At 74.1% G+C, this 22,185-nt stretch carries 21 protein-coding genes; 11 read left to right on the top strand and 10 right to left on the bottom strand.

The features are described 5' to 3' along the window. The first annotated feature begins 158 nt into the window (after positions 1–158). Entirely contained in the window at positions 159–743 is a 585-nt protein-coding gene (locus HLB15_RS03745; protein ID WP_171103813.1) for a TetR-like C-terminal domain-containing protein, read from the top strand. A 24-nt stretch (positions 744–767) separates the two neighbouring features. Here HLB15_RS03745 and HLB15_RS03740 read toward each other — a convergent pair whose 3' ends face one another. Next, complete coding sequence (locus HLB15_RS03740) at positions 768–1,745, bottom strand: zinc-binding dehydrogenase (RefSeq protein WP_171103812.1); 978 nt, start codon at positions 1,743–1,745, stop codon at positions 768–770. 77 nt (positions 1,746–1,822) lie between these two features. Between HLB15_RS03740 and HLB15_RS03735 the strand changes: the two genes are divergently transcribed. Next, complete coding sequence (locus HLB15_RS03735; protein ID WP_171103811.1) at positions 1,823–2,194, top strand: winged helix-turn-helix transcriptional regulator; 372 nt, start codon at positions 1,823–1,825, stop codon at positions 2,192–2,194. A 7-nt stretch (positions 2,195–2,201) separates the two neighbouring features. On the opposite strand, the gene HLB15_RS03730 is transcribed toward HLB15_RS03735, so the two are convergent. Further along, positions 2,202–2,876 (bottom strand): Type 1 glutamine amidotransferase-like domain-containing protein, encoded by a 675-nt coding sequence (locus HLB15_RS03730; protein WP_171103810.1) that lies wholly within the window; start codon positions 2,874–2,876, stop codon positions 2,202–2,204. A 157-nt stretch (positions 2,877–3,033) separates the two neighbouring features. On the opposite strand from HLB15_RS03730, the gene HLB15_RS03725 reads away from it, so the two are divergent. From HLB15_RS03725 to HLB15_RS03710, 4 genes are all read left to right on the top strand, one after another. Beyond that, complete coding sequence (locus tag HLB15_RS03725; RefSeq protein WP_171103809.1) at positions 3,034–4,317, top strand: exonuclease domain-containing protein; 1,284 nt, start codon at positions 3,034–3,036, stop codon at positions 4,315–4,317. Between the two features lie 20 nt (positions 4,318–4,337). Then, the gene (locus HLB15_RS03720; RefSeq protein WP_171103808.1) at positions 4,338–4,982 is read left to right on the top strand and encodes a hypothetical protein; all 645 of its coding nucleotides are present in this window, start codon (positions 4,338–4,340) and stop codon (positions 4,980–4,982) included. A 149-nt stretch (positions 4,983–5,131) separates the two neighbouring features. Next, positions 5,132–5,893, top strand: a complete 762-nt coding sequence (locus HLB15_RS03715) for an MBL fold metallo-hydrolase (protein WP_171103806.1) — start codon at positions 5,132–5,134, stop codon at positions 5,891–5,893. A gap of 67 nt (positions 5,894–5,960) precedes the next feature. Further along, positions 5,961–6,506: a GNAT family N-acetyltransferase gene (locus HLB15_RS03710; protein WP_171103803.1), complete on the top strand. Its 546-nt coding sequence runs from the start codon at positions 5,961–5,963 to the stop codon at positions 6,504–6,506. A 4-nt stretch (positions 6,507–6,510) separates the two neighbouring features. Here the strand turns inward: HLB15_RS03710 and HLB15_RS03705 are convergent, their stop codons facing one another. Next, on the bottom strand, positions 6,511–7,008 hold the full coding sequence (locus tag HLB15_RS03705) for a nitroreductase/quinone reductase family protein (RefSeq protein ID WP_171103802.1): 498 nt from the start codon (positions 7,006–7,008) through the stop codon (positions 6,511–6,513). Positions 7,009–7,091: 83 nt separating this feature from the next. Here HLB15_RS03705 and HLB15_RS03700 point away from each other — a divergent pair, with 83 nt between their 5' ends. Beyond that, positions 7,092–7,697 (top strand): TetR/AcrR family transcriptional regulator, encoded by a 606-nt coding sequence (locus HLB15_RS03700; protein WP_212759469.1) that lies wholly within the window; start codon positions 7,092–7,094, stop codon positions 7,695–7,697. Positions 7,698–7,730: 33 nt separating this feature from the next. Here the strand turns inward: HLB15_RS03700 and HLB15_RS03695 are convergent, their stop codons facing one another. The 5 genes from HLB15_RS03695 to HLB15_RS03675 all read right to left on the bottom strand — a co-directional run bounded on the left by HLB15_RS03695 (position 7,731) and on the right by HLB15_RS03675 (position 12,006). Further along, entirely contained in the window at positions 7,731–8,768 is a 1,038-nt protein-coding gene (locus HLB15_RS03695; RefSeq protein ID WP_171103800.1) for a Gfo/Idh/MocA family protein, read from the bottom strand. A 10-nt stretch (positions 8,769–8,778) separates the two neighbouring features. Then, positions 8,779–9,600 (bottom strand): ABC transporter ATP-binding protein, encoded by an 822-nt coding sequence (locus HLB15_RS03690; protein ID WP_171103798.1) that lies wholly within the window; start codon positions 9,598–9,600, stop codon positions 8,779–8,781. After that, positions 9,597–10,685, bottom strand: coding sequence for an ABC transporter substrate-binding protein (locus HLB15_RS03685; protein WP_171103796.1), 1,089 nt, complete (start codon positions 10,683–10,685; stop codon positions 9,597–9,599). Before HLB15_RS03685 ends, HLB15_RS03690 begins: the two co-directional genes overlap by 4 nt. 63 nt (positions 10,686–10,748) lie before the next feature. Then, complete coding sequence (locus HLB15_RS03680; RefSeq protein ID WP_171103794.1) at positions 10,749–11,561, bottom strand: ABC transporter permease; 813 nt, start codon at positions 11,559–11,561, stop codon at positions 10,749–10,751. A gap of 118 nt (positions 11,562–11,679) precedes the next feature. After that, positions 11,680–12,006: an adenine nucleotide alpha-hydrolase family protein gene (locus tag HLB15_RS03675; RefSeq protein WP_171103792.1), complete on the bottom strand. Its 327-nt coding sequence runs from the start codon at positions 12,004–12,006 to the stop codon at positions 11,680–11,682. A 138-nt stretch (positions 12,007–12,144) separates the two neighbouring features. Between HLB15_RS03675 and HLB15_RS03670 the strand changes: the two genes are divergently transcribed. The 4 genes from HLB15_RS03670 to HLB15_RS03655 all read left to right on the top strand — a co-directional run bounded on the left by HLB15_RS03670 (position 12,145) and on the right by HLB15_RS03655 (position 20,370). Further along, positions 12,145–13,173 (top strand): LacI family DNA-binding transcriptional regulator, encoded by a 1,029-nt coding sequence (locus HLB15_RS03670; RefSeq protein WP_171103790.1) that lies wholly within the window; start codon positions 12,145–12,147, stop codon positions 13,171–13,173. A gap of 123 nt (positions 13,174–13,296) precedes the next feature. Further along, complete coding sequence (locus HLB15_RS03665) at positions 13,297–16,347, top strand: 3-keto-alpha-glucoside-1,2-lyase-like domain-containing protein (protein WP_171103787.1); 3,051 nt, start codon at positions 13,297–13,299, stop codon at positions 16,345–16,347. 31 nt (positions 16,348–16,378) lie between these two features. Continuing rightward, positions 16,379–17,542 carry a sugar phosphate isomerase/epimerase family protein gene (locus tag HLB15_RS03660; protein ID WP_171103786.1) on the top strand — a complete coding sequence of 388 codons (1,164 nt, stop codon included), beginning with the start codon at positions 16,379–16,381 and terminating at the stop codon, positions 17,540–17,542. An 83-nt stretch (positions 17,543–17,625) separates the two neighbouring features. Further along, the gene (locus tag HLB15_RS03655; RefSeq protein ID WP_171103785.1) at positions 17,626–20,370 is read left to right on the top strand and encodes a PKD domain-containing protein; all 2,745 of its coding nucleotides are present in this window, start codon (positions 17,626–17,628) and stop codon (positions 20,368–20,370) included. A gap of 68 nt (positions 20,371–20,438) precedes the next feature. Here HLB15_RS03655 and HLB15_RS03650 read toward each other — a convergent pair whose 3' ends face one another. Both HLB15_RS03650 and HLB15_RS03645 read right to left on the bottom strand, forming a co-directional pair. Continuing rightward, a complete protein-coding gene (locus HLB15_RS03650) occupies positions 20,439–20,975 on the bottom strand; it encodes a hypothetical protein (protein WP_212759468.1) in 537 nt (178 codons plus the stop codon). Continuing rightward, positions 20,972–22,185, bottom strand: a 1,214-nt coding sequence (locus HLB15_RS03645; RefSeq protein ID WP_212759467.1) for a polymorphic toxin-type HINT domain-containing protein, incomplete at its 5' end; no start/stop codon positions are given. The genes HLB15_RS03650 and HLB15_RS03645, both read right to left, overlap by 4 nt.

Here is a 22,185-nt window from a genome sequence, read left to right as displayed (position 1 = left end):
GCTTGCGGTCTCGCGTACGGGGCGGCCCTCCGGCCGTCTTCGACGCCTCGACTGACATGAGTACCTCGCAGTGATCGTTGCGTTAGTGCTCCGGCAACGTAGCACTAACGCAATGATCACTGCAATACAAACGCAGTGATCGATGCGACAATGGGCGCATGGCCACCACCGTCGCATCCCGCTCCTCCCGGGCCGTCCGCCCCGGCGGACGCTCCGCCCGCGTCCGTGCGGCCGTCCATGGTGCGGCACTCGAGCTCGCCGCCGAGGGGGCCGCCGAGGCGCTGACCATCCCGACGATCGCCCAGCGAGCCGGGGTGCATCCCACGACCGTGTACCGCCGCTGGGGCACGGTCGCCGAGCTGCTCGCCGACGTCAGCGCGAGCCGGTTCGCGGGAGACCTCGTCGTGCCGGACACCGGGGACCTCCGCGCCGACCTGGACCGGTACGCTGCCGGACTCGCCAAGGACCTGACCGACCCGGACACCCTCGCGCTCGTCCGCGCGACCGTCGGCATCGGTGGGGAGCAGGGTGCCGCTGTCTGCCGCAGCGAACGAGAGAACCAGCTCGTCGCCATCCTCGAGCGCGACCGCGCCCGAGGCAACGAGCCGCCCGGCATCGAGGAGACCACCGACGCGATCCTCGCTCCGCTGTACTACCGCGCGGTCTTCACAAACTTCCCCCTCGACCCGGCCTGGGTGCACGGTCTCGTCGAGCGGCTCCTCGCGGACCAGACCTCGTCATAGCTGTCGGGCGCCCGTGCGCGTGGCTCACACCGTCACCACCACCTTCCCCGCCCCCGCCCCCTCCTCCGCCAGCCGGTGCGCCGCCACCACGTCGTCCAGCCCGAGCACGGGGCCCACCGCGGGCCGGATCACCCCCAGCCGCACGCCCGCTCCGAGGAACGCCGCCATACGCCGCACCACCGCCGGGTCCGTCGTGTGCGCGAAGCCCCTGTAGTCGTGCACGGTTACCGGCCCGTCCACGGGTGGCGCGGGCCGGGGGTCGAGGAACCCGGCGGCGAGGAGCGTCCCGCCGGGCCGCGTCGCCCGGACGAGGTCCGCCTGGCCCGGCCCGCGCACCAGGTCGAGGACGACGTCGGCACCGGCGCCCCCGGTGTGCTGCCGGACGGCGGCCACGAGGTCGTCCTCGTCGGTGGCCACGACGGCGGCGGCGCCCGCGGCGAGGAGCTCGTCCCGCCGCGCACCGTGCCGCGTGACCGCGATCGGGACCGCACCGACCTGGGCGGCCACCTGGAGCGCCGCCCGCCCCACGCCGCCCGTGGCCGCTGTGACCAGCACCCGGTCGCCGGGACGCATCCCTGCGGTCTCGACGAGCGCGCCGTACGCGGTCGAGGCGGCGACCCACCACGCCGCCGCCGCGACCGCGTCGAGCTCCGCCGGACGCGGCACCACCCGGTCCGCGGGCAGCACGAGATGCTCCGCGTAGCTCCCGTCCACCGCCGGGTCCGGGATCGCCGTGACGACGACGGGTGCACCGACCGGCACGCCGACGACCCCCTCGCCGACGGCGTCGACGACCCCGGTCGCCTCGATGCCGAGCCGGGCGCCGGGCAGACGCACCGGCGCGGGCGACGTGCCCGCGCGCATCATCAGGTCGAGCGGGTTCACCGCGAACGCCTCGACCCGCACGCGCACCTCCCCCGCGTGCGGCTCCGGCGTCGGCCGCTCGACGACGCGCAGCACCTCCGGGCCGCCGAAGATGTCGTGGACGACGACTCGCGTCATGGTGGTTCTCCTCCGTGTCGGGTATCTCTCGCACCGACGCTACGGAGCGCGAAGGAACCAGTTGGTACCGTGACGTCATGCCCGACGGCCGCACGCACACCGGCCCGCCGTCATCGTTCCTCGCCGACTGCCCGGCGCGGCTGGCGACGGAGATCCTGTCCGACAAGTGGGCCGCGCTGGTGCTCTTCGGCCTCGGCCAGGGCGCCCGCCGCCACAGCGAGCTGGTCGGCCTCGTGGGCGGCATCTCGCGCAAGGTGCTCACCCAGACCCTGCGCCGGCTCCAGGGCTACGGCCTGGTCGACCGTCGCACCGGGCCGGCCCGCAGCGTCGAGTACCGCCTGACCGAGCTCGGGTCCACGCTCGTCGGGCCGATCGAGGCCCTCAACGACTGGGCCAAGGATCACGGCGGCGCCGTCGCCGACGCCCAGGAGGCCCGGGAGACGGCGTAGCCGCCCCTCATCCGAGCCGGTGCCACGCCCCCTCGGACACCACCTCGGCGTTCGCCCCGGGCCCGTCGACGACGATCGCCGTCTCGTCGTCGATCGCGTACGCCGGCCCACCGATCCCTGCGGCCCACCGCTCGGCCGCAGGCAGTGTGTTCGACGGCAGGTCCGGGTGGTCCAGGTGCGGGAAGATCGAGAACCCCACGACGCCGAGCGCGGTGTCGCCGCCGTCGTCCGGCCGCTCCCAGCCCACGAAGTCGTCCCCGATGCGCGGCGTGAGCACCATGCTGCCCGCGCTCATGCCGACCCAGACGGTGCGCTCCAGCGACGGCAGGAGCTCCGCCAGGCCGGAGAGACGCATCCAGTGGGCGAGGTAGAGGGCGTCACCGCCCGCGACGAGCAGCGCGTCTGTTTCCTGCACGAGCGGGACCCAGCGCTCCTCGGGGATGCTCGGCAGGGCGGTCAGCTCGAGCAGGCCGACCGACTCCCAGCCCAGGCCCGTCAGGTGGTCCGACCGCCCGGTGACGAAGTCCCGTGCGTTGCGCCCCGGGCCGACCCACGGGTGTCCGTACAGCGCGGTGGGGACGCACAGGGCGGTGCACTCGGCGACCGGCCGCCCGAGCAGGCGGGTCAGCGCCGCCTCGATGCTCGGGTTCCGGACACCGGCGGACGTGAGCAGCAGCTTCATGAGGTCTCCCGGTCGGTGGTGGGCTCGTGCGGGCAGACGGCGGCGGCGCCGTGAACTCATCGCCCGGACCCGCTCCCGCCCGTGTCGGACCACGGGACGAGGCACCTCCCCTGCGACGATGGCGCGGTCCTGCCACCGCCGTCGAGAGGGAGCACGCGTGACCGGCTACGCCGTCGTGGACGTCGAGACCACCGGGCTGTTCCCCGGCGGGCACGACCGCATCGCGGAGATCGGGATCGTGCTGGTCGACCCCGACGGCCGGGTCGAGGACACCTGGGCCACGCTCGTGGACCCCGGGCGGGACCTCGGCCCGCAGCAGGTGCACGGCATCAGCGCGGCGGACGTCCGGCACGCCCCGCCCTTCGGCGCCGTCGCCGGGCACGTCGCCGAGCGCCTGCGCGGGCGCACGTTCGTGGCGCACAACGCGCAGTTCGACCGCCGGTTCGTCTGGCACGCGTTCGCCGCGCTCGGGTACGACGTCCCGGTCATCGAGCCGACCACGCTGTGCACGATGCGCACCGGCACGCAGCTCTTCCCCACCGCGCCGCGCTCGCTCGCCGGTGCGTGCCTCCACCACGGCATCGCGCTCGACGCCGCGCACGAGGCCCTGGCCGACGCACGGGCCACCGCCGAGCTCCTGCGGGTCTACCTGGCCGCCGGCGCACGGGACGCGGTGTCCGGCTGGGACGACGTCGTCGAGCTGGCCGCGACCACGCCCTGGCCCGCGGTCCCCGCCGCCGCGGCCGAGCCCGTCCGGCGCGGCGTCGCCCGGGAGCGGGACACGCACTTCCTCGCCCGGCTCGCCGCCGGCGGGCGACGTCCGGTCCCGGCGGCGGCGCAGGAGGAGTACCTCGGGCTCGTCGACAGCGCTCTGCTGGACCGGCACATCTCGGCCCGCGAGCACGACCAGCTCGCCGCGCTGTGCACGCGGCTCAGCCTCGGGCGCGCCGACGCCGACGCCCTGCACCGCGAGTACCTCGCCGGCCTCGCGGCCGCCGCCTGGTCCGACGGCGTGCTCGACACCGCGGAGGCCACCGACCTCGCGGCCGTCGCCGCGCTGCTCGAGGTCCCCGCCGCCGACGCGGCCGTCCTCCTGGAGCGGGCAGCACCCCTCGGCGAGGGGGCGCCCGCACCCCGCCCGCGGCGCTTCACGGTGAGCCCGGGCGACCTCGTCGTCTTCACGGGTGCGATGGACGAGCCGCGCGACGTGTGGCACCGCCGGTCCAGGGAGGCCGGGCTCGTCCCGCACGGCGCGGTGACCCGGCAGGTCCGCCTCGTCGTGGCCGCCGATCCCGACTCCCTGTCCGGCAAGGCCCGCAAGGCCGCCGCCTACGGCATCCCGGTGATCGGCGAGGCCGGGTTCCTGCGCGTCCTCGACGAGCTGGCCCGGCCGGCACGGAGCCATCCCCCCGGCCGCGTGGCCTACGAGCCGGTGCGCTGACGGCACGGTAGGTTCCCGCCATGTCGACCCGCGAGTTCCGCCCCGCCGTGCCCGCACCGCCACCGACCACACGCGGCACTGCGCTCGGCGCCGTCCTCGCGCTCGGGGGCGTCGCCCTGCTCGTCGGGTCGGTCGTGTCGTCGGGCGACCTGCGGTCCCTCGGGCTGATCGGCGGCGCGCTCCTCGTCGTCGTCGGCGTCAGCAGCCTGACGGGCAGCCTCCGCGAGGCGCGGCGCCGCCGCACGCAGCCGCCGCCCGAGCCGGCGCTCGTCCTCGACCAGCAGGGCTTCGCCGCGTGGGGCGGCCTGCGCGTGCGGTGGGCCGACGTCGTGTCCTGGGAGGTCCGCCGCCACCACGGGCTCTACCGGCTCGAGGAGCACGAGATCGACCTCGACGACGACCCCGACGACACCGAGGTGCTGGTCGACGAGCTCCTCGTCTTCGTGACGGTCGCCGATCCCGAGGCGTTCCTCGCCCGGCTCGCGCCCGACGTCCGCGAGCTGTACGCCGACTTCGAGATGAACGACGAGCAGGGCCGCCGCGTCGAGGTGCCGTCGCCGATCCGGTTCGGCGTCGACGGTCTCGACACCCCGCCCGCCGAGGTCGTCGCCGAGATCGAGCGGCTCAGCCGGATGGCACCGACGGCGCGCCCGGCGACGCTGTAACCGGACGGGAGCCCGGTCGGCCCCTCACTCGACCCAGGGATCGAGCTCGGTGTCGAGCACGGCGTGCAGCGCGCGTCGCAGCACCGCCGCCTCCTCGGCACCGAAGGCGTCCTCGAACCGGTCCTGGGCGGCCCAACGGGGACCGCCGCATGTTCTCCCCGCTGTCGGTCACCCTGGTCTCCGGCGAGCGCGACGCCGTGCTGGTCGACCCGCCCCTCACGACCGCGCAGACCGAACAGGTCGGCGACTGGGTCGAGGCGTCGGGCAAGCGCCTCACGCACATCGTCGTCACCCACGGGCACGGCGACCACTGGTTCGGCGCTCCCACGCTCGCCGAGCGCTTCGGCGCCCAGGTCGTCGCGTCCGCCGGGACGACCACGCAGATGGAGGCCAACGCCCGGCTGCGGCCGACCTTCTGGGACGCGCTCTTCCCCGGCCAGATCCCCGACGCCCCGGTCACCGCGGTCGTGCCGGACGGCAACCGGATCGACCTCGAGGGCCACGAGCTGCGGATCGTCGAGGTCGGCCACACCGACACGGACGACACCAGCGTCCTGCACGTGCCGGACCTCGGCCTCGTGGTCGCGGGCGACGTCGTCTACAACGGCGTCCACCAGTTCCTCCGGGAGGCCCAGGGCGACGGGATCGCCCGGTGGCTCCAGGCGCTCGACGTCGTCGCGGGCCTGAGGCCCCGGTTCGTCGTCGCCGGCCACAAGGACGAGCGGCTCGACGACGACGCGACCCGGACCGTCGCGGAGACCCGCGCCTACCTGCGGGCGGCGGCCGAGCTCCTGGGCACGACGCGCACCGCGCTCGAGTTCTTCGACGCGATGCTCGGGCGGTTCCCGGACCGGCTCAACGCCGGGGCCCTCTGGAGCGGCGCCACCACCCTCCTCCCGCGGGAGCCCTGAGGGAGCCGGGCCGAGCCACCGCGAATTCACCTTGCCTCCCGGCCGGGCGGAGGCCCACGGTGACGGCATGCTGATCCGCCGCGAGCGCCCGTCCGACGCCCCCGAGATCCGCGCGCTCACCGCGGCCGCCTTCGCCGGGGTGGCCCACTCGGCGCCCCCGGTCGAGCCCGACGGCGTCCCGGGCGAGGCCACGCTGGTCGGGTGGCTGCGCGCGGACGCGGGCTGGGTGCCCGAGCTGGCGCTCGTCGCGCAGCACCACGCGTCCGGCCGCGAGCTCCTCGGCCACGCCGTGGCGACCCGCGGCCGGATGGCGGGCCGCCCGGTGCTCGGGCTCGGCCCGGTGAGCGTGCGCCCGGACCACCAGGGCCGCGGCGTCGGCTCGGCGCTGCTGCACGCCCTGCTCGGGGCGGCCGACGCGCTGGGTGAGCCCGCCGTGGTCCTGCTCGGGGACCCGGCGTTCTACGGGCGCTTCGGCTTCGTCCCCGCGCACGAGCTGGGCATCTCGGCGCCGGACCCCACGTGGGGCGCGGCGTTCCAGGCGCGTGCGCTGTCGGCGTGGCGTGCGGAGTACGCGGGAGAGTTCCGGTACGCGGCCCCGTTCGACCGGCTCTGACGCCTCACTCCCCGGCCGCGGCGGCCGGCGTCACGCGCTGCAGCACGACCACGGGGATCTCCCGGCCGGAGGCCGCCTCGAACTCGGCGAACTTCGGGATGAGCGCGACCTGCCGGGACCAGATCCGCGCGCGCTGCTCCCCCTGCGCGAGACGGGCCACCACGGGCACCTCCTCGTCGCCCGTCTCGACGGTGGTCCGCGGGTGCGCCATCAGGTTCCGGTACCAGGCCGGGTCGTGCGGGCTGCCGCCGTGGGTGGCGAAGACGGCCCAGCCGTCGTCGACCGGCTGGAAGAAGAGCGGGCTGACCCGCTCGCGCCCGGTCCTTGCCCCGGTGTGGTGCACCAGGATCAGCGGCATCCCGGGCCCGTCCAGGCCGGGCACCCGGGGCGGCACGGGGCGCCCGGCGGCGAAGTCCTCCGGGCTGCTCCAGGCGGCGTAGCCGCCGTTCGCCCGGAACTCGGCGACGATCCTGTCGTTCCAGCTCAGGGGTGCGTCAGACATGCGATACCTCTTCTCAGCGGAGCACGTGCTCCGGAACGTACCACAAGCGGAGCAGGCGCTCCGCCTTCGGGTACCCTGTCCTCGTGACCACGATTCCGACGTCGCCGGACCGCCCCCGCCGCGCCGACGCCGTCCGCAACCGGGAGGCGATCGTCGCGGCCGCGTCGGCCGCGATGGCCGAGTACGGAACCAGCGTCGACGTCCGTGAGATCGCACGGTGCAGCGGCGTCGGGATGGGCACGCTGTACCGCCACTTCCCCACGAAGTCGGACCTGGTCGAGGCCGTGCTGCGGCAGGACTTCACGCGGTGGGCCGAGGCGGCACGACACGCGGCCGCCCGGGCCACGGACCCCTGGGCTGCGCTCACCGACTTCTTCGAGCAGGCGCTGACCGGCTACGCCCGTCACCGCGCGACCCTGGAGCACTTCGCGCTCACCTGGGCCGAGCCCGATCGGGAGGGGATCGGGCAGCTCCGCCTCGTCATCGACGAGCTGCGCGCCCGAGCCGACGCCGCGGGCCTGCTCCGCCCCGGCGTCACCACCGACGACGTGCTGCTCCTGCTCGTCGCGCTCGGTCACACCGTGGAGGTCACCGACGCGTGCAGGCCCGAGGGCTGGCGCCGGCTGCTCACCGTCACGCTCGACGGCCTGCGCGCCGACCACCCGGGGGACGCCGTCACGCCGGCGTGAGCGGCGCCGCGGACCGGTGCGCGCGCGTGACGGTCAGGGTGCGGCCCCCAGGTCAGCCGGCCGCACCGCCCGGCCCGACGCCGCGGCCTCCTCGATCGCGCACAGCAGCCGCACCGTCTCGACGGCGTCGTCGACCCCGACCGGGACGGGCGTGCCCGCCTCGAGCGCGTCGACGATCCGCGCCCACTGCGCCAGGTGCCCCGTGTGCCCGATGGCCAGCGGGTCCGCGGCGCCGCTCGTCGGGCTCGCCGCCGCCGACGGCGGCGGCACGCCCGGCACGTCCCAGCGGAGCACGGCGCCCTGGCCGAGCTCGGCCGAGCCCTGCGACCCGTACACGGCGAGGGTCGCCGGGAAGCCGGGCGGGGTCGCCGTCGTCGTGGTCAGGACGCCCAGCGCGCCGGAGGCGAACCGGAGCGTCGCGACCGTCGTGTCCTCGACCGCGACGTCGTGCGCGAGGGTGCCTGCCTGCGCGGTCACCGACTCGACCGGGCCACAGGCCCGACCGCACACCCACCGCAGCAGGTCGACGCTGTGCACACCCTGGTTCATCAGGGACCCGCCGCCGCGGCCGGGCGCTGCGCGCCACGGCGCCGCGCGGTAGTAGCCGTCGTCACGGTGCCAGGGCACCTGGGTGACCGCGAGGCGCAGGTCGCCCAGCGCCGCGTCGGTGACGGCGCGCGCGAGCGCCCGGTACTCCGGCTCCAGGCGGCGCTGCGCGATCATCGAGACCGACAGGCCGCGGTCGTGCGCTGCTCGCGCGACGCGCAGCGCGTCGCCGACGTCGAGCGCGAGCGGCTTCTCGACGACGACGTGCCGCCCGGCCTCGAGGGCGGCCAGCGCGAGCGCCGCGTGGGTGTGGCTCGGGGTGCAGATCGCGACGACGTCGACGTCCGGGTGGGCGATCACCTCGTGCGGCGGCAGCCGCGCGGGCACGGGACCGGTGCCGGGCGTGCCGCTCCCGCTGACCGCGACGAGCCGTGCCCGGCCCGGGAGCTCGGCGAGCGCCCGGGCGTGCATCGTGCCGATGCCGCCCAGGCCGACCAGGCCGACGCCGAGACCGCAGCCGCTCACCGTGCGCGCCTCACTCCGGCGCGTGGCTCGCGCCGAGCAGGTCCCGCAGGCGGGCGGCCGCCGCCGCGAACCGGGGGTCGGCGAGCGTGGGCCCGTACTCGCGGTGCTCCGGGAGCCCTGGTTCGAGGATCTCGACGATCCGGCCCGGCCGGGGGCTCATGACGACGATCCGGCTGCCCAGGTACACCGCCTCCGGAACCGAGTGGGTCACGAGCACCACCGTGGTGCCCGTCTCGCGCCAGATCCGGTTCATCTCCGTGTTCATCTGCTCGCGGGTCAGGGCGTCGAGCGCGCCGAACGGCTCGTCCATGAGCAGGACACGGGGCTCGTGCAGCAGGGCGCGGCACAGCGCGACCCGCTGCTGCATGCCGCCGGACAGCTCGTGCGGCAGCGCCTTCTCGAACCCGGTCAGGCCGGTGAGCTCGATGAGGCGGTCGGCGCGCTCCTCGGCCCTGCGGCGGTCCATCCCGCGCATCTCGGCCTGCAGCAGGATGTTCCGCCGCACGCCGCGCCACTCGAGCAGGGCCGAGCGCTGGAACGCGAACCCGATCTCGCGCTGCGGGCCGGTGACCGGCCGGCCGTACAGGCGCACGTCGCCCTCGGTCGCCGGCACGAGGCCCGCGACGAGCTTGAGCAGGGTGGACTTGCCGCAGCCCGAGGGCCCCGCGACCGTCACGAACTCCCCCGGCCGCACGGCCAGCGAGACGTCCTCCAGCGCGACCGTCTCCGAGCGCCGGGACGTGAAGCGGCAGGTGACGTGCGAGACCTCGATGATCGGCTCCGCGGCGGGCGCGGGGCCGGTCGCGGCGCCCTGTTCCGCGGTCGCGGTCACAGGTCCTCCCCGAAGCTCGCGTCCCAGAAGTCGCCCGGCGTCGTCCCGCCGTCGAAGTCGGTGTTCTCGGTGAGGAACGTCAGCGTGTCCGTCCACTGCTGCTCGGTGTTGACGCCCGGGGCGGGCGCGCCCTCCAGGTCGAGCAGGCCGACGGTCGCCTCGAGCTGCGCCGTCAGCACGCTCTCGTCCGGCGCCTGCTCGGCGCCCTCGGCCATCGCGGCGACGGCGGCCTGCGGGTCCTCGGCCGCGGCCTGGAACGAGCGCGACGTCGCCCGCACCATCGCCTGGACCAGCCCGGGGTCGCTCTCGATGGTCGCCTCGTGCGCGACGAGGCCGGTGCCGAGCATGTTCATGCCGAAGTCGGCGAAGGGCAGCGCGGACACCTCCTTGCCCGTCTGGTCCTCGATGGTCGCGGACTGGTCGTGGTAGAAGCCCTGGATCGCGTCGACCTTGCCCTCGATGAGCGCGGCGATCTTGCCCGCCGCGTCGACGTTGACCACCGTCACGTCCGCCGGGTCCACGCCGTTGATCTCGAGCCACGCGGGGAACGTGCCGTACATCGCGTCGCCCGGCGTGCCGCCGACCGTCTTGCCCACGAGGTCCGCGGGCTCGGTGATGCCCTGGTCCTCGAAGAACTCGACGGAGCTCGGCCCGGTCTGCAGGAAGACGCCGACGCTGCGCACCGGCATGCCCGAGGCGATCCCGTTGGCGAGCGGCGGCGTGTCCGCCCAGCCGAAGTCGGTGTTGCGCTGCGCGACCTGCTGGACGGTGTTGCCGGACCCGTTGCCGGGCTGGATCGTGAGGTCGATCCCCTCGTCCTCGAAGATGCCGTCGGCGACGCCGAGGTAGAACGGCGCGTGCTCGCCGTACGGCACCCAGTTCAGGGTGACCGTGACCTCCTGCAGGCCCTCGGCGTTCGTCTCGCCCGCCGGGCCTGCGGCCTGCCCGCACGCGGCGAGGGCCGCGACCGCCGACCCGGCTGCCAGGGACGTCGCGAGCCTGCGCGGGCGCGGCCCGCGCCGCCTGCCGCCGTCCCTCTCGTCGTTCGTGCGGTCGTGCGCTGTGTGACGCCGGGTACCACGCATGGGTCGGACCTTTCTGTCGGGCCGCCGTCGCGACGGCGCGGGACGCGGGAGGGTGGGCGGCCGTCAGACCGTCGCGAGCGCGAGGCCGGTGCGCCGCGACGCGTGCCACGGGACGAGGAGCCGTTCGAGCACCTCGACGAGCACGAAGAGGACCACGCCGATGAGCGACATGAGGAGGAGGTCGGCGAACAGCAGCGGGGCATCGAGGTTGCCGCTGGCCAGCAGCAGCACGTACCCGAGGCCGCGGTCGGCCCCCACGAACTCGCCGACGACGGCGCCCACGACGGCCAGGGTGACCGCGACCTTGAGGCCGGACACGAGCTGCGGCAGCGCGCCGGGGAACCGGATCTTGCGGAACGTCTTCCACCGTGAGGCGCCCATGGTCGCGGACAGCTCGAGCAGCTCCGGGTCGACCGAGCGCAGCCCGGCCACCGCCGAGACCACCACGGGGAAGAAGGCGATGAGCACGGCGAGCACGATCTTCGGCGTCATCCCGAAGCCGAACCAGACCACGAGGATGGGCGCGATGGCGATCTTGGGGATGACCTGCGCGAACAGGATCAGCGGGTAGAGCGAACGCTCGGCGGTCCGGGAGTAGACCAGCAGCACGGCCGCCGCCACGCCGATCACCGCGGCGAGCGCGAAGCCGACGATCGTCTCGAGCGTGGTCACCCACGTGTGCTCGAGCAGCATCGCCCAGTCGGCGGCCATCGTCTCCGCGACCGCACCCGGGGAGGGCACGAGATAGGCGGGGACGAGCTCGCGCCACGCGACGAACCACCACACGGCGAACAGGGCCAGCAGCACCGCCACCGGCCGCCAGCCCTCCGCGAGCAGCGCCACGGCCGTGGGGCGGGCCTCCCGGGACGTCACCATGGCGTGGACCTCCAGCAGGTCAGCGGCCTCGCCGGTGAGGCCGCGCGTCCCACGGACACTAGGAGCCGCGGTGGGGCCGGACAACGAGTTGCCACTTGTTGCCGTGCCGGTGCCGAGGTCACACCTCGCGCGGGTCCGGGACTGCCTCCAGGTCGACAGCGACGGACCGGAACCCCGCGGACCGCACGGCCCGCAGCACCTCGCCGCGCAACGGCTCGGCCGCCACGCTCGCGAGGTCGTGGTGGGGTGCCTCGAGGCGGGCCAGGTCACCGTGGTGCCGCACGCGGATCTCCTCCAGACCCAGCCGCCGCAGCTCGCTCTCGGCGGCCTCGACCTGCACCGCCGCCTCGTCGGCGACCAGGCCGGGCAGGTGGCCGGGCAGGTCGCCGGGCAGGTGGCCGAGCTCGTCGTCAGGCAGGTCCGGCGGATCGGTCGGCGGCGGCATGCTGTCATTCGAGGGTGCGGCACAGGGGCAGTCAAGGTGTTGCCACCTCTTGCCGGGCAGGTAAGGACATGCCACACCTACGTGGTTTCACGGCAGATGGTTGCCGCGAGCGCCGGGCGCGCCGTACGCTCCCCGCGCATGGGCGAAACTGGCGAGACAGGGAGCTCTTCGGCCACACCGGACACCAGACCGACCATCTACGACGTCGCCAGGGCCGCCGACGTCGCGCCGTCGACCGTGTCGCGGGCGTTCTCCCGGCCGGGCCGGGTCAACGCGGAGACCGCGGAGCGGATCCGCCGGGTGGCGCACGAGCTCGGGTACCGCACCCGGCCGATCGGGCGGGCGCGGCCGGACGGCAGGACGGCGCTGCTCGCGATCGTCGTCGCCGACCTCACCAACCCGTTCTTCTTCGAGATCATCCGCAGCGCGGAGAAGACGGCGATCGATGCCGGGTACACGCTGCTGGTGGTCGACGCCCACGAGTCGAGCGGCGCCGAGCGCCGGGCGCTGGAACGCACCCTCCCGCTCGTGGAGGGCATCGTGCTGGCCACCTCCCGGCTGTCGGACTCGGCGATCCGGGCCGTCGCCAAGCAGCGCCCGACCGTCGTCATGAACCGCGTCGTCACCGACGTGCCGAGCGTGATCACCGACAACGCGCAGGGGATGCGGCGCGCCGTCGAGCACCTCGCGGGGCTGGGACACACCCGCCTGACCTACCTCGCCGGGCCCGAGGCGTCGTGGGCCGACGGCATGCGCTGGCGCGCGTTCCGCGAGGCGACCCAGGAGCTCGGCCTGCGCGCCCGGCGGCTCGGCCCGTTCGCGCCCACGCTCGCCGGCGGACTCTCGGCGGCCCAGGCCCTGACCACCCACGCCGCGACGGCGACGGTCGCCTACAACGACCTGGTCGCGATCGGCGCGATGCGCGGGCTGACGCGGTTGGGCGTCGACATCCCGCGCGAGCTGAGCGTCGTCGGGTTCGACAACATCTTCGGCTCCGACTTCTGCACCCCGCCGCTGACCACGGTCGCCGCCCCGCTGCGCCACTTCGGGGCGTTCGCCGTGCAGCGCCTGCTCAACCAGCTCCGCACCCCGTCGCCCGGCCTGTCCGTGCCGGCCCTGCTGCCGGCCAAGCTCGTCGAGCGGGGCTCGACGGCGCGCCGCGGCTGAACCCGCCGGAGGACCGGCCAGAGAGCCGGCACAGGGGCAACAAGTGGCAACTCGTTGTCCGGGGTCTGCGCCCGCCGCATGCTGACGGGCGGCAGGGAACGTCCTCGACGGAGAGGCAGGCCCATGAACCGCAGCACGGCACGCAGACCGGCACGCAGATCACCTCACCGCACGATCGCCGCGCTGATCGGCGCGCTCGTGCTGCCGCTGACGGCCCTCCCTGCCCTCGCGGGCACGGCGGGCACCGCGGCCACCGACCCCACGCGCCCCCAGGAGCCCGGCGTGACGATGCGGGTCTTCGACGTCCAGGTGCCGCTCGAGGACTACTGCACGCTCAAGCCCGGCCAGACGCCGAACGTCGACCGGCTCATGCCGACGATCGACTGGCGCACGGTCGACGACTTCGGGTTCGCCGACCGGTTCGTCACCGAGGTGACCGGTTATCTGGACGCGCCCGAGGCGGGCACCTACGAGTTCCGGCTCACGAGCGACGACGGCGCGCGCCTGCTGCTCGACGACGCCGTCGTCGTCGACCACCCGGGCAGGCACGGGGCGACGCCGAAGGACGGCTCGGCCACCCTCGAGGCCGGGTACCACGCCCTGCGCGTCGACCACTTCGACGGCGATCACGACCAGCAGCTCACCCTGGAGTGGCGCCCGCCGGGCGCCGACGGGTTCGCCGTGGTGCCGAGCTCGGTGCTCAGCACGGACGCCGACGTCACGCGCGTGACGTCGCCGGGCCGCAAGCAGTGCGAGGGCGTCACCGAGTCGCCGGGCGACGGTCTGCCGCTGACCGGGGTGCACCCCGACTACACGCTCACGGACCTGCGCCCGGACGGCTTCGAGCCGCAGGTCACCGGCATGGACTGGCTGCCGGACGGCCGCATGGCCATCGCCACCTGGGGCGGCGACCGGGAGACCGTGCTCGGCGAGGTGTACCTGGTCGACGGCGTGACCGGGGACGGCGACGCCGGCGACGTGACGTACACGCGGATCGCCGAGGAGCTCCAGGAACCGATGGGCCTCACGGTGGTCGACGGGCGCATCTACGTCTCCGAGAAGCACCAGCTCACCGAGCTCGTGGACACCGACGGCGACGAGGTCACCGACGAGTACCGCCAGGTCGCGACCTGGCCGTTCGGCGGCAACTACCACGAGTTCGCGTTCGGGCTCCTGTACGAGGACGGCTTCTTCTACGTCACGACGGGCATCGCGATGGTGCCCGGCGGCGCGACCCGCGACCCGCAGCTCGTGCCGAACCGCGGCTCGGTGCTGAAGATCGACGAGGACACGGGCGAGGTCGAGTACCTCGCGGGCGGCCTGCGCACCCCCAACGGCCTCGGGTTCGGGGCGGACGGCGGCATGTACGTCACGGACAACCAGGGCATGCACGTGCCGACGTCGAAGCTGGTCCGCGTGCGGGAGGGCGCGTTCTGGAACCACTACACCAACCCCGACGGCCCGTACGACGACCAGCCCGTCACCGAGCCCGTGCTGTGGCTGCCGCACGGTGAGATCTCGAACTCGCCGAGCAACCCCGTCATCCTCACCGAGGGCGTGTTCGCCGGGCAGATGGCGGTCGGCGACGTCACGTACGGCGGTCTGCAGCGCATCCACCTCGAGACCGTCGCCGGCCAGGAGCAGGGCGCCGTGTTCCGCATGACGCAGGGCCTGGAGTCGGGGGTGAGCCGGACGAGCGTCGGGCCCGACGGGTCGGTCTACGTGGGCGGTATCGGCTGGTCCGGCAACTGGGGGCAGGAGGGCAAGCTCGGGTACGGCCTGCAGCGGCTCACCTTCGACGAGAGCCGCGCGTTCGACATGCTCGAGATGCGCGCGGTCCCCGGCGGGTTCGAGGTCGAGTACACCCAGCCGCTGTCGGACGAGACCGCGCAGGACCTGGCGGAGCGGTACGCCGTGGCGCAGTGGCGCTACGTGTCGACGCCGCAGTACGGCGGCCCCAAGGTCGACGAGGAGGAGCTCGACGTCACGGGCGCCACCCTGTCGCCCGACCGCCGGACGGTCACCCTCCGGATCGACGGCCTGCGGCCGGGCCGCGTCGTCCACCTGCACTCACCGCGCCCGTTCGCCGACGCGAGCGGCCAGGAGCTGTGGAGCACCGAGGCCTGGTACACCCTCACCCGCCTGCCCGACGGCTCCACCGCGCCGCCGGTCTACGAGGCCGAGGCCGCCGACCTCTCGGGCGGCGCCGGGTGGAACACGAACCACGCCGGGTACTCGGGCGCCGGGTTCGTCGACCGCAACTGGGAGCCCGGCTCCCGCACCACGTTCGCCGTCCGCGCCGACCGGGCGGGCCGGCACGACCTCACGCTGCGGTACGCGAACGGGCAGAACGCCGACCCCAGCCCTCTGCCGCGGTCGATGAGCCTGTACGTCAACGGCGAGAAGGTCAAGCAGGTCTGGCTCGACAGCACCGTGAGCTGGTCCACGTGGGCGACCCACACGGAGACCGTGGAGCTGCGCAGGGGCGCCAACACCGTCGCCTGGGCGTACGACGCCGACGACGTGGGCCACGTCAACCTCGACAGCCTCACGGTCACCCCGACCCGGCGCGTGACGCTGTTCGACGGCGGCGACCTGGACGCGTGGGAGGCGGTCGGGGGCGGACCCGCGACGTGGCCCGTCGAGGGCCGCACCATGGAGTCCGTCGGCGGCGACATCCGCACCCGGGACCGGTTCGGCGACTTCCGGCTGCACGTCGAGTGGTTCCAGCCGCGGCACGCCGACGACGTCACCGGCCAGGCCCGCGGCAACAGCGGCGTCTACCTCCAGGAGCGCTACGAGGTCCAGGTACTGGAGTCCTTCGGCATCGACCCGCCCGAGCCGGACGGCGCCGGGGCGATCTACCTCAGGAAGCCGCCCGACGTGAACGCGGCCACCCCGATGGGGACCTGGCAGCGGTACGACATCGTCTTCCGCGCCGCCCGGTTCGCCGCCGACGGCAGCAAGACCGAGGACGCCCGGATCTCGCTCCGGTGGAACGGCCGCCTGGTGCACGACGACGTGGCGGTCGACGGCAAGACCGGCAACGGCCGGGACGAGGGGCCGACGCCGGGACACATCCGGCTGCAGGACCACGGCGACCCCGGCCTCAACCCGCTGTTCCGGAACATCTGGGTCGAGCGGCTCCCTGACGCCGCCGGCGCCCGGCCCTGAGCAGGCTCCCTTCGACCGAGAGGTTCGTCCGATGGAACACACCACCCCCACCACCCGCTCCCGGCCCTGGCTCGCGGTCGCGCTGGCCGCCGCGCTGTCGTTCCCGCTCCTCGCCCCGCCCGCGACGGCGCAGCAGGCGCCCGCCCCGGCCGCGGACGCGTGCGCGTACGGCTACACGAGCGAGGCCACCGTCCGGTTCGGCGCCGACGCCGACTCCGGCGTGCCCAACCGCGACACCGGGGACGGCTGCACCGTCATGGACGAGATCATGGCTCGCGCGCCGTTCGCGTCGCACGGGCGGTTCGTCGCCGCCGTCGCCTCGGTGACCCGCGGGCACGTCCTGCACGGTGTGCTCACCCACGCCGAGCGCGCCGCCGTCGTCCGCGCGGCCGCCGCCTCGCGGGTCGGCCGGCCCCACCCCGTCACGGGCAGGCGGTCCGTGGACCTGTCGGCGATCGGCCTGGTCGGGTACACGGTCCGCGCGACCATGCCGGCCGATGCCGCCGGGACCCTCGGGGCGCTCGCCGCGTGCGGCTTCCGGAACATCGAGCCGTCGGGCAGCGCGGGCAACTTCTACGGGTACACCGCGGCGGAGCTCGCACCGCTCACCCGGGACGCGGGGCTGACGGTGCCCTCGCTCGGCGTGAGCCTGGGCAACCTCCAGGACGACGTCGAGCTCGTCGCGGCCGAGGCGCACGCGATCGGTGCCCGGTACGTGCGGGTCTCGGGCTCGGGCGACTGGGACCTCGCCGACTACTCCCGGACGGCCGCGATCCTGAACGAGGCCGGCGAGCGGCTCGCGGCGGAGGGCATCCGGGTCGCCTACCACAACCACGGGTTCGAGCTCGAGTCCACGCCCGACGGCGTGACCGGGTACGACGTCCTGGTCCGCGAGACGGATCCCGCGTTCGTCACGATGGAGCTCGACGTGTACTGGGCGGCGAGCGTCGGCACGTCCGCCACCGACCTCTTCGAGCGGTACCCGGGGCGGTTCGAGCTGCTGCACCTCAAGGACATGGCGGCCGACGGCTCCTTCGCCGACGTGGGCGAGGGCACCATCGACTTCGCCGCGATCTTCGCCGCGGCTCCCCTGGCCGGGGTCCGGTACGGCTTCACCGAGCACGACCAGCCGTCGCCCGACGGCGTGACGTCGGCGTGCACCAGCCTCGGCAACCTCGCCGCGCTGCGCTACTGAGCCGCTGCCGGCACCGCCCCCTGGCCCGTCACTGCACCCGACCGAGCACCAGACCAGCACCCGACCGAGCACGAGGGAGTGCCATGTCCGCATCACACCGCCGCGCGCGCCGCCGGGCCGCTGCCGCGACGACCGCCCTGGTCGTCGGGCTCGCCGGCCTGGTCCCCGCCACCACCGCCGCCACGGCGCACGAGCCCGTCGCCCCGGCCGACACCCAGTTCGACACCCAGTTCGACAAGGTCCCCCTGGTCACCGAGGGCCTGGCCGACCCGTTCGAGCTCGACGTCGCCGACGACGGCCGCGTCGTCTACATCCAGCGCACCGGGCAGGTGGTCGTGCTGGACCAGGACACGCTGCGCCGCACCACGGCCCTGGACCTCGACTACTCGCTGGACCTGCTCACGCAGTCCGACGGCCTGCTGGGCCTGACCCTCGACCCCGACTTCACCGAGAACGGGTGGCTCTACCTGCTGTGGAGCGACCCCGACGTGGCGAAGATGAACCTCTCGCGGTTCACGATGGGCCCCGACGACACGATCGACCCCGCGTCGGAGCGGCGGCTGCTCGACTACACCATCTGGCGCGGCGAGGGCCGCGCCAACTCCCACATGGCGGGCTCGCTCGCCATGGGCCCCGACGGCGACCTCTACGTGGCCACCGGCGACAACTCCGACCCCTTCGACCAGCAGGGCTACACCCCGATCGACGAGCGGCCCGGCCGCAGGGGCTGGGACGCGCAGGGCACGTCCGCGAACACGAACGACCTGCGCGGCAAGGTCCTGCGGATCACGCCGGAGGACGACGGCACCTACACGGTCCCGGAGGGCAACCTCTTCGCACCGGGCACCGAGGGGACCCGCCCGGAGATCTACGGCATGGGCTTCCGCAACCCGTTCCGGATCACCGTCGACCCGGGGACCGGGGCGGTGATGGTCGGCGACTACGGGCCGGACGCCCGCGTCGCCGACCCGCTGCGCGGCCCCGAGGGCCAGGTCGAGCTCATCCGGATGACCGAGCCGGGCAACCACGGCTGGCCCTACTGCCACGCCGACAACCAGGCGTACATCGACTACGACTTCGCCACCGGCGAGTCGGGCGAGCCGTTCGACTGCGCCCGGCCGGTCAACGACTCGCCGAACAACACCGGCCTGCGCGAGCTGCCGCCGTCGCAGGAGCCGATGGTCTGGTACGGCTACGGGCCGTCGGAGGAGTTCCCCGAGATGGGCGAGGGCGGGGCCGCGCCGATGGCCGGCCCGGTGTACCGCTTCGACCCGGAGCTCGACGTGAAGACGAAGTTCCCGGAAGCCTTCGACGGGCGGTGGTTCGTCTCCGAGTACGCCCGCAACTTCTACCGGGCGCTCACGCTCGACGAGAGCACGGGCGAGGTCGAGGCGATCGACCCGTTCCTCCCGGACGAGACGTTCGTGGCCCCGTTCGAGGTCGAGTTCGGACCCGACGGCTCGCTCTACGTCATCGACTTCGGCCTCGGCTCGGGGGCCGGCCGCGGGAGCACCAACACCGACGCGGGCATCTACCGCATCGACCACGCCGCCGACGGCCGCCGGCCGATCTCGCGGTTCACCTCCGACGTCGACTCCGGTCACGAGCCCCTGACCGTCGCCTTCACGGGCGACACCAGCACGAGCCCCGACGGGCTCGACATCACCTACGCGTGGGACTTCGAGAACGACGGCGTCGTCGACTCCACAGAACCGAACCCCACGCACACCTACGCCGAGCGCGGGCAGTTCGAGGCCCGCCTGACCGTCACGGACACCGACGGCTTCACCGGCGTCTCGGTGCACACGATCACCGTCGGCAACACGCGCCCCGACGTCGCCTTCGGGGCGCCGGTGCACGGCGGGTTCGCCGAGCTCGGCGACACCGTCCCCTACGCGGTCGACGTGGCCGACGTCGAGGACGGCTCGACCGACGCGGGCACGATCGACTGCGAGCGGGTCACGGTGAGCACCCAGCTCGGCCACGACTCGCACGCCCACCCCATCGACAACTACACCGGCTGCACCGGGACGGTGTTCCTCGACCCTGCGGACCACGGCGTCGGCCAGAACGTCTACCCCGTGCTCCGCGCGAGCTACCAGGACCTCGGCTCCGCCGACATCCCGGAGCTGACCGGCCAGGACGCGGCTCGCCTGCAGGTGCGGGACAAGGAGGCCGAGTTCTTCGCCGACGGCTCCGGCGTCACCGTGGCCGACGACGCGGACGCTCGCGGCGGCCGGCTCGTCACCGACGTCGACGACGGCGACCGGATCGCCTTCGGCCCGCTGGACCTGCGTGGCATCGACGGCCTGACGATCGGTGCCGTGCGCGGCGCGTCCGACACGACCGTCGAGGTGCGGGAGGGCAGCCCGACCGGGCACACGCTCGGCCGGGTCCGCATCCCGCGGGCCACCGGGGACGGGCAGGTCGTCTCCCCCACGATCCGGATCCGGGGCGAGGAGGGCGCCACCACGCTGTACCTCGTGGCCACGAGCCCGCGCGAGCCCGACGGCGGAGCCGACCTCGGCCTCGACTGGCTCGTGTTCCACGGCCGGGGCGTCGCCGACGACGCGGCGCCGGCCGTGACGGCCGAGCCCGTGCGCGGGCCGCGGGCCGGTGCCCCGGTCGACCTGGCGGGCACCGCGGTCGCACCCGAGGGGCGCGAGATCGTCTCCTACCGGTGGGACCTCGGCGACGGCACGACGACGGACGGCGCGGCCGTCACCCACGTGTACGAGCAGCCCGGCCGGTACACGGCGCGGCTCATCGCGACGGACAGCGAGGGCACCCGCGACTGGACGACGGTCGAGCTGACGGTCCGGCGCTGAACCCGACGACAGGCACCGGCCCGGGCCACCGCGCGGTGGCCCGGGCCGGTCAGCGTCGGCCTCCCGTGCTACTCGCGCTGGTACGGCTGGAAGAGCTGGTCGCGGTTCACCCACGACGGGTCGACGAGCTCGCTGCGCAGCTCGCCCTCGACGATCTGGAGCACGAGGTCGGTCGTCGGCAGGTCGTACCGCTCCCAGACGTACCCGTTCCGGTCCGAGACGCGGACCGGGTACGTCTCGGGGTCCGCCCCGGGCGCGACCTGCCAGTAGAACGTGAGGCCCGAGCCGGTCGAGGCCCAGGGCAGGAGCCGGTCCTCGTCGCCGAGATCCGCGGGACGTTCGACGACCTCGTCCTCGAACAGGTCCTGGAGCTGCTCGAACTCGAGCCGGGACCGCTCGAGGTCGACATGCTTGAACCCTGCGCCCGGCGCCGGCACGAACAGGCGCAGGACGTCGGCCCACAGGCCGCCGCCGCCGCCGTCCAGGAGGTCCCGGTAGTCGGGCGGCACCGGGGCCCCGATCTGGTCCTCGACGCGCTGCCAGTCGAACGGGGTCGCGGGAGGGACGGGCCGTGCCAGGTCGATCAGCTGCTGAGCTCGTGTCATGAGGGCGCATTCCTCGGGGTCGCGGGGCCGGACCCGACCTCACCGAACCGGAGCCCGTCCGCGTTCCGGTCGAACGCCGGTGTCTCCCTGACGTTCGGCATGTCGGGTTCGTTCTTCAGGGTGACATCGAGATTGTAGTGGTCGCTCGTCGCCTTGATCTCGACCTGTGGCGGGATGTCGGTCGAGGCGTCGTCGGCGTACTTGAGCGTGACGTCGTAGTCGACAGGACCGGCGGGGACGCCGTCGATCTTGCCCGTGACGGCCCGCTTGACCTCGGACTCGATGGCGCTCTGCCAGGGGCTGTTGGACGTCGAGTGCTGGATGAAGAAGTTGTCCAGGTTCTTGTTCGGCCCGCCGAGCTGGGCGCCGAGGATGTGGCCCGCGTTGTGCTTCGCGCCGTCGTACTCGGCACCGAGGCCCGAGCGCACGCTGGCGGGCGGGTCGGTGCGCTGCCCGTACTTCGCGATGTTCTCGGGCGTCAGCGTGACCTTGACCCCGGTGGGACGCCCCGCGCCGTCCTTCGGCTTGAACTTCAGGCCGGGGATGCCGTCAGGGGCCGAGTGGGCGGCGTTGTGGACCAGGACGGGGGTGTCGCCGGCGTAGACGTAGTAGGTGTGGTGGGTCTCGACATGAAAGTTGTAGACCGTCTCGGCCTGGTCCTCGGCGCGGTCCTCGGTCTGCACGTCCTGCAGCGGGAGGGTCGCGCCCTCGGGGGTGACCAGCAGGTCACCGGTACGCAGGAACGCCGCGTCGACCCAGCCCCGGCCCTGGACCCAGAACGGGTGCTCGGCGGTGGTCGAGACGACCTGCCCGCCGATGGTCAGGTGGAACAGCTCGGTGCTGGTACGCACGAACGTCTCGGCCACCAGCGCCAGCTCGTCGCGCCCGGTGACCGTGTCCCGGGCCCAGACCTTGTCCCCGACCCGGATCTCCTCGATCCGGCGGGGACCGTCCGGGGTATGCACCAGCGTCCCGGCCACGAAACACTTCCCGAACCCGAACTTGCACCACCCCTTGCCCAGCGCCTGCCGGAACCCCCCAGCCTTCGCGATCGTCTTCGACAGCCCCATCGCTGCCTTCGCGGCACCACCCAGACCGATCAGAGACAACGCCGCACCCGCGATCGCGATCCCCGCCTCGGCCCACGACCGCTCACCCGTGGCCGCCAACGTGATGTTCGCCACCGCACTGACGATCGCCGCGACCGCCG

Source organism: Promicromonospora citrea (assembly GCF_013004695.1).
Taxonomy (GTDB): domain Bacteria; phylum Actinomycetota; class Actinomycetes; order Actinomycetales; family Cellulomonadaceae; genus Promicromonospora; species Promicromonospora citrea.
Note: the sequence above shows the minus strand (reverse complement) of the source record. Positions and strands in the feature narration are given on the sequence as shown.

Excerpts from the sequence above, each read along its gene's own strand:
- HLB15_RS03665 (WP_171103787.1), top strand. The coding sequence starts at position 13,297 with ATGAACCGCAGCACGGCACGCAGACCGGCACGCAGATCACCTCACCGC.
- HLB15_RS03705 (WP_171103802.1), bottom strand. The coding sequence starts at position 7,008 with ATGTCTGACGCACCCCTGAGCTGGAACGACAGGATCGTCGCCGAGTTC.
- HLB15_RS03710 (WP_171103803.1), top strand. The coding sequence starts at position 5,961 with ATGCTGATCCGCCGCGAGCGCCCGTCCGACGCCCCCGAGATCCGCGCG.
- HLB15_RS03740 (WP_171103812.1), bottom strand. The coding sequence starts at position 1,745 with ATGACGCGAGTCGTCGTCCACGACATCTTCGGCGGCCCGGAGGTGCTG.
- HLB15_RS03745 (WP_171103813.1), top strand. The coding sequence starts at position 159 with ATGGCCACCACCGTCGCATCCCGCTCCTCCCGGGCCGTCCGCCCCGGC.
- HLB15_RS03715 (WP_171103806.1), top strand. The coding sequence starts at position 5,132 with ATGTTCTCCCCGCTGTCGGTCACCCTGGTCTCCGGCGAGCGCGACGCC.
- HLB15_RS03655 (WP_171103785.1), top strand. The coding sequence starts at position 17,626 with ATGTCCGCATCACACCGCCGCGCGCGCCGCCGGGCCGCTGCCGCGACG.
- HLB15_RS03670 (WP_171103790.1), top strand. The coding sequence starts at position 12,145 with ATGGGCGAAACTGGCGAGACAGGGAGCTCTTCGGCCACACCGGACACC.
- HLB15_RS03685 (WP_171103796.1), bottom strand. The coding sequence starts at position 10,685 with ATGCGTGGTACCCGGCGTCACACAGCGCACGACCGCACGAACGACGAG.
- HLB15_RS03720 (WP_171103808.1), top strand. The coding sequence starts at position 4,338 with ATGTCGACCCGCGAGTTCCGCCCCGCCGTGCCCGCACCGCCACCGACC.
- HLB15_RS03730 (WP_171103810.1), bottom strand. The coding sequence starts at position 2,876 with ATGAAGCTGCTGCTCACGTCCGCCGGTGTCCGGAACCCGAGCATCGAG.
- HLB15_RS03680 (WP_171103794.1), bottom strand. The coding sequence starts at position 11,561 with ATGGTGACGTCCCGGGAGGCCCGCCCCACGGCCGTGGCGCTGCTCGCG.
- HLB15_RS03660 (WP_171103786.1), top strand. The coding sequence starts at position 16,379 with ATGGAACACACCACCCCCACCACCCGCTCCCGGCCCTGGCTCGCGGTC.
- HLB15_RS03650 (WP_212759468.1), bottom strand. The coding sequence starts at position 20,975 with ATGACACGAGCTCAGCAGCTGATCGACCTGGCACGGCCCGTCCCTCCC.
- HLB15_RS03675 (WP_171103792.1), bottom strand. The coding sequence starts at position 12,006 with ATGCCGCCGCCGACCGATCCGCCGGACCTGCCTGACGACGAGCTCGGC.
- HLB15_RS03735 (WP_171103811.1), top strand. The coding sequence starts at position 1,823 with ATGCCCGACGGCCGCACGCACACCGGCCCGCCGTCATCGTTCCTCGCC.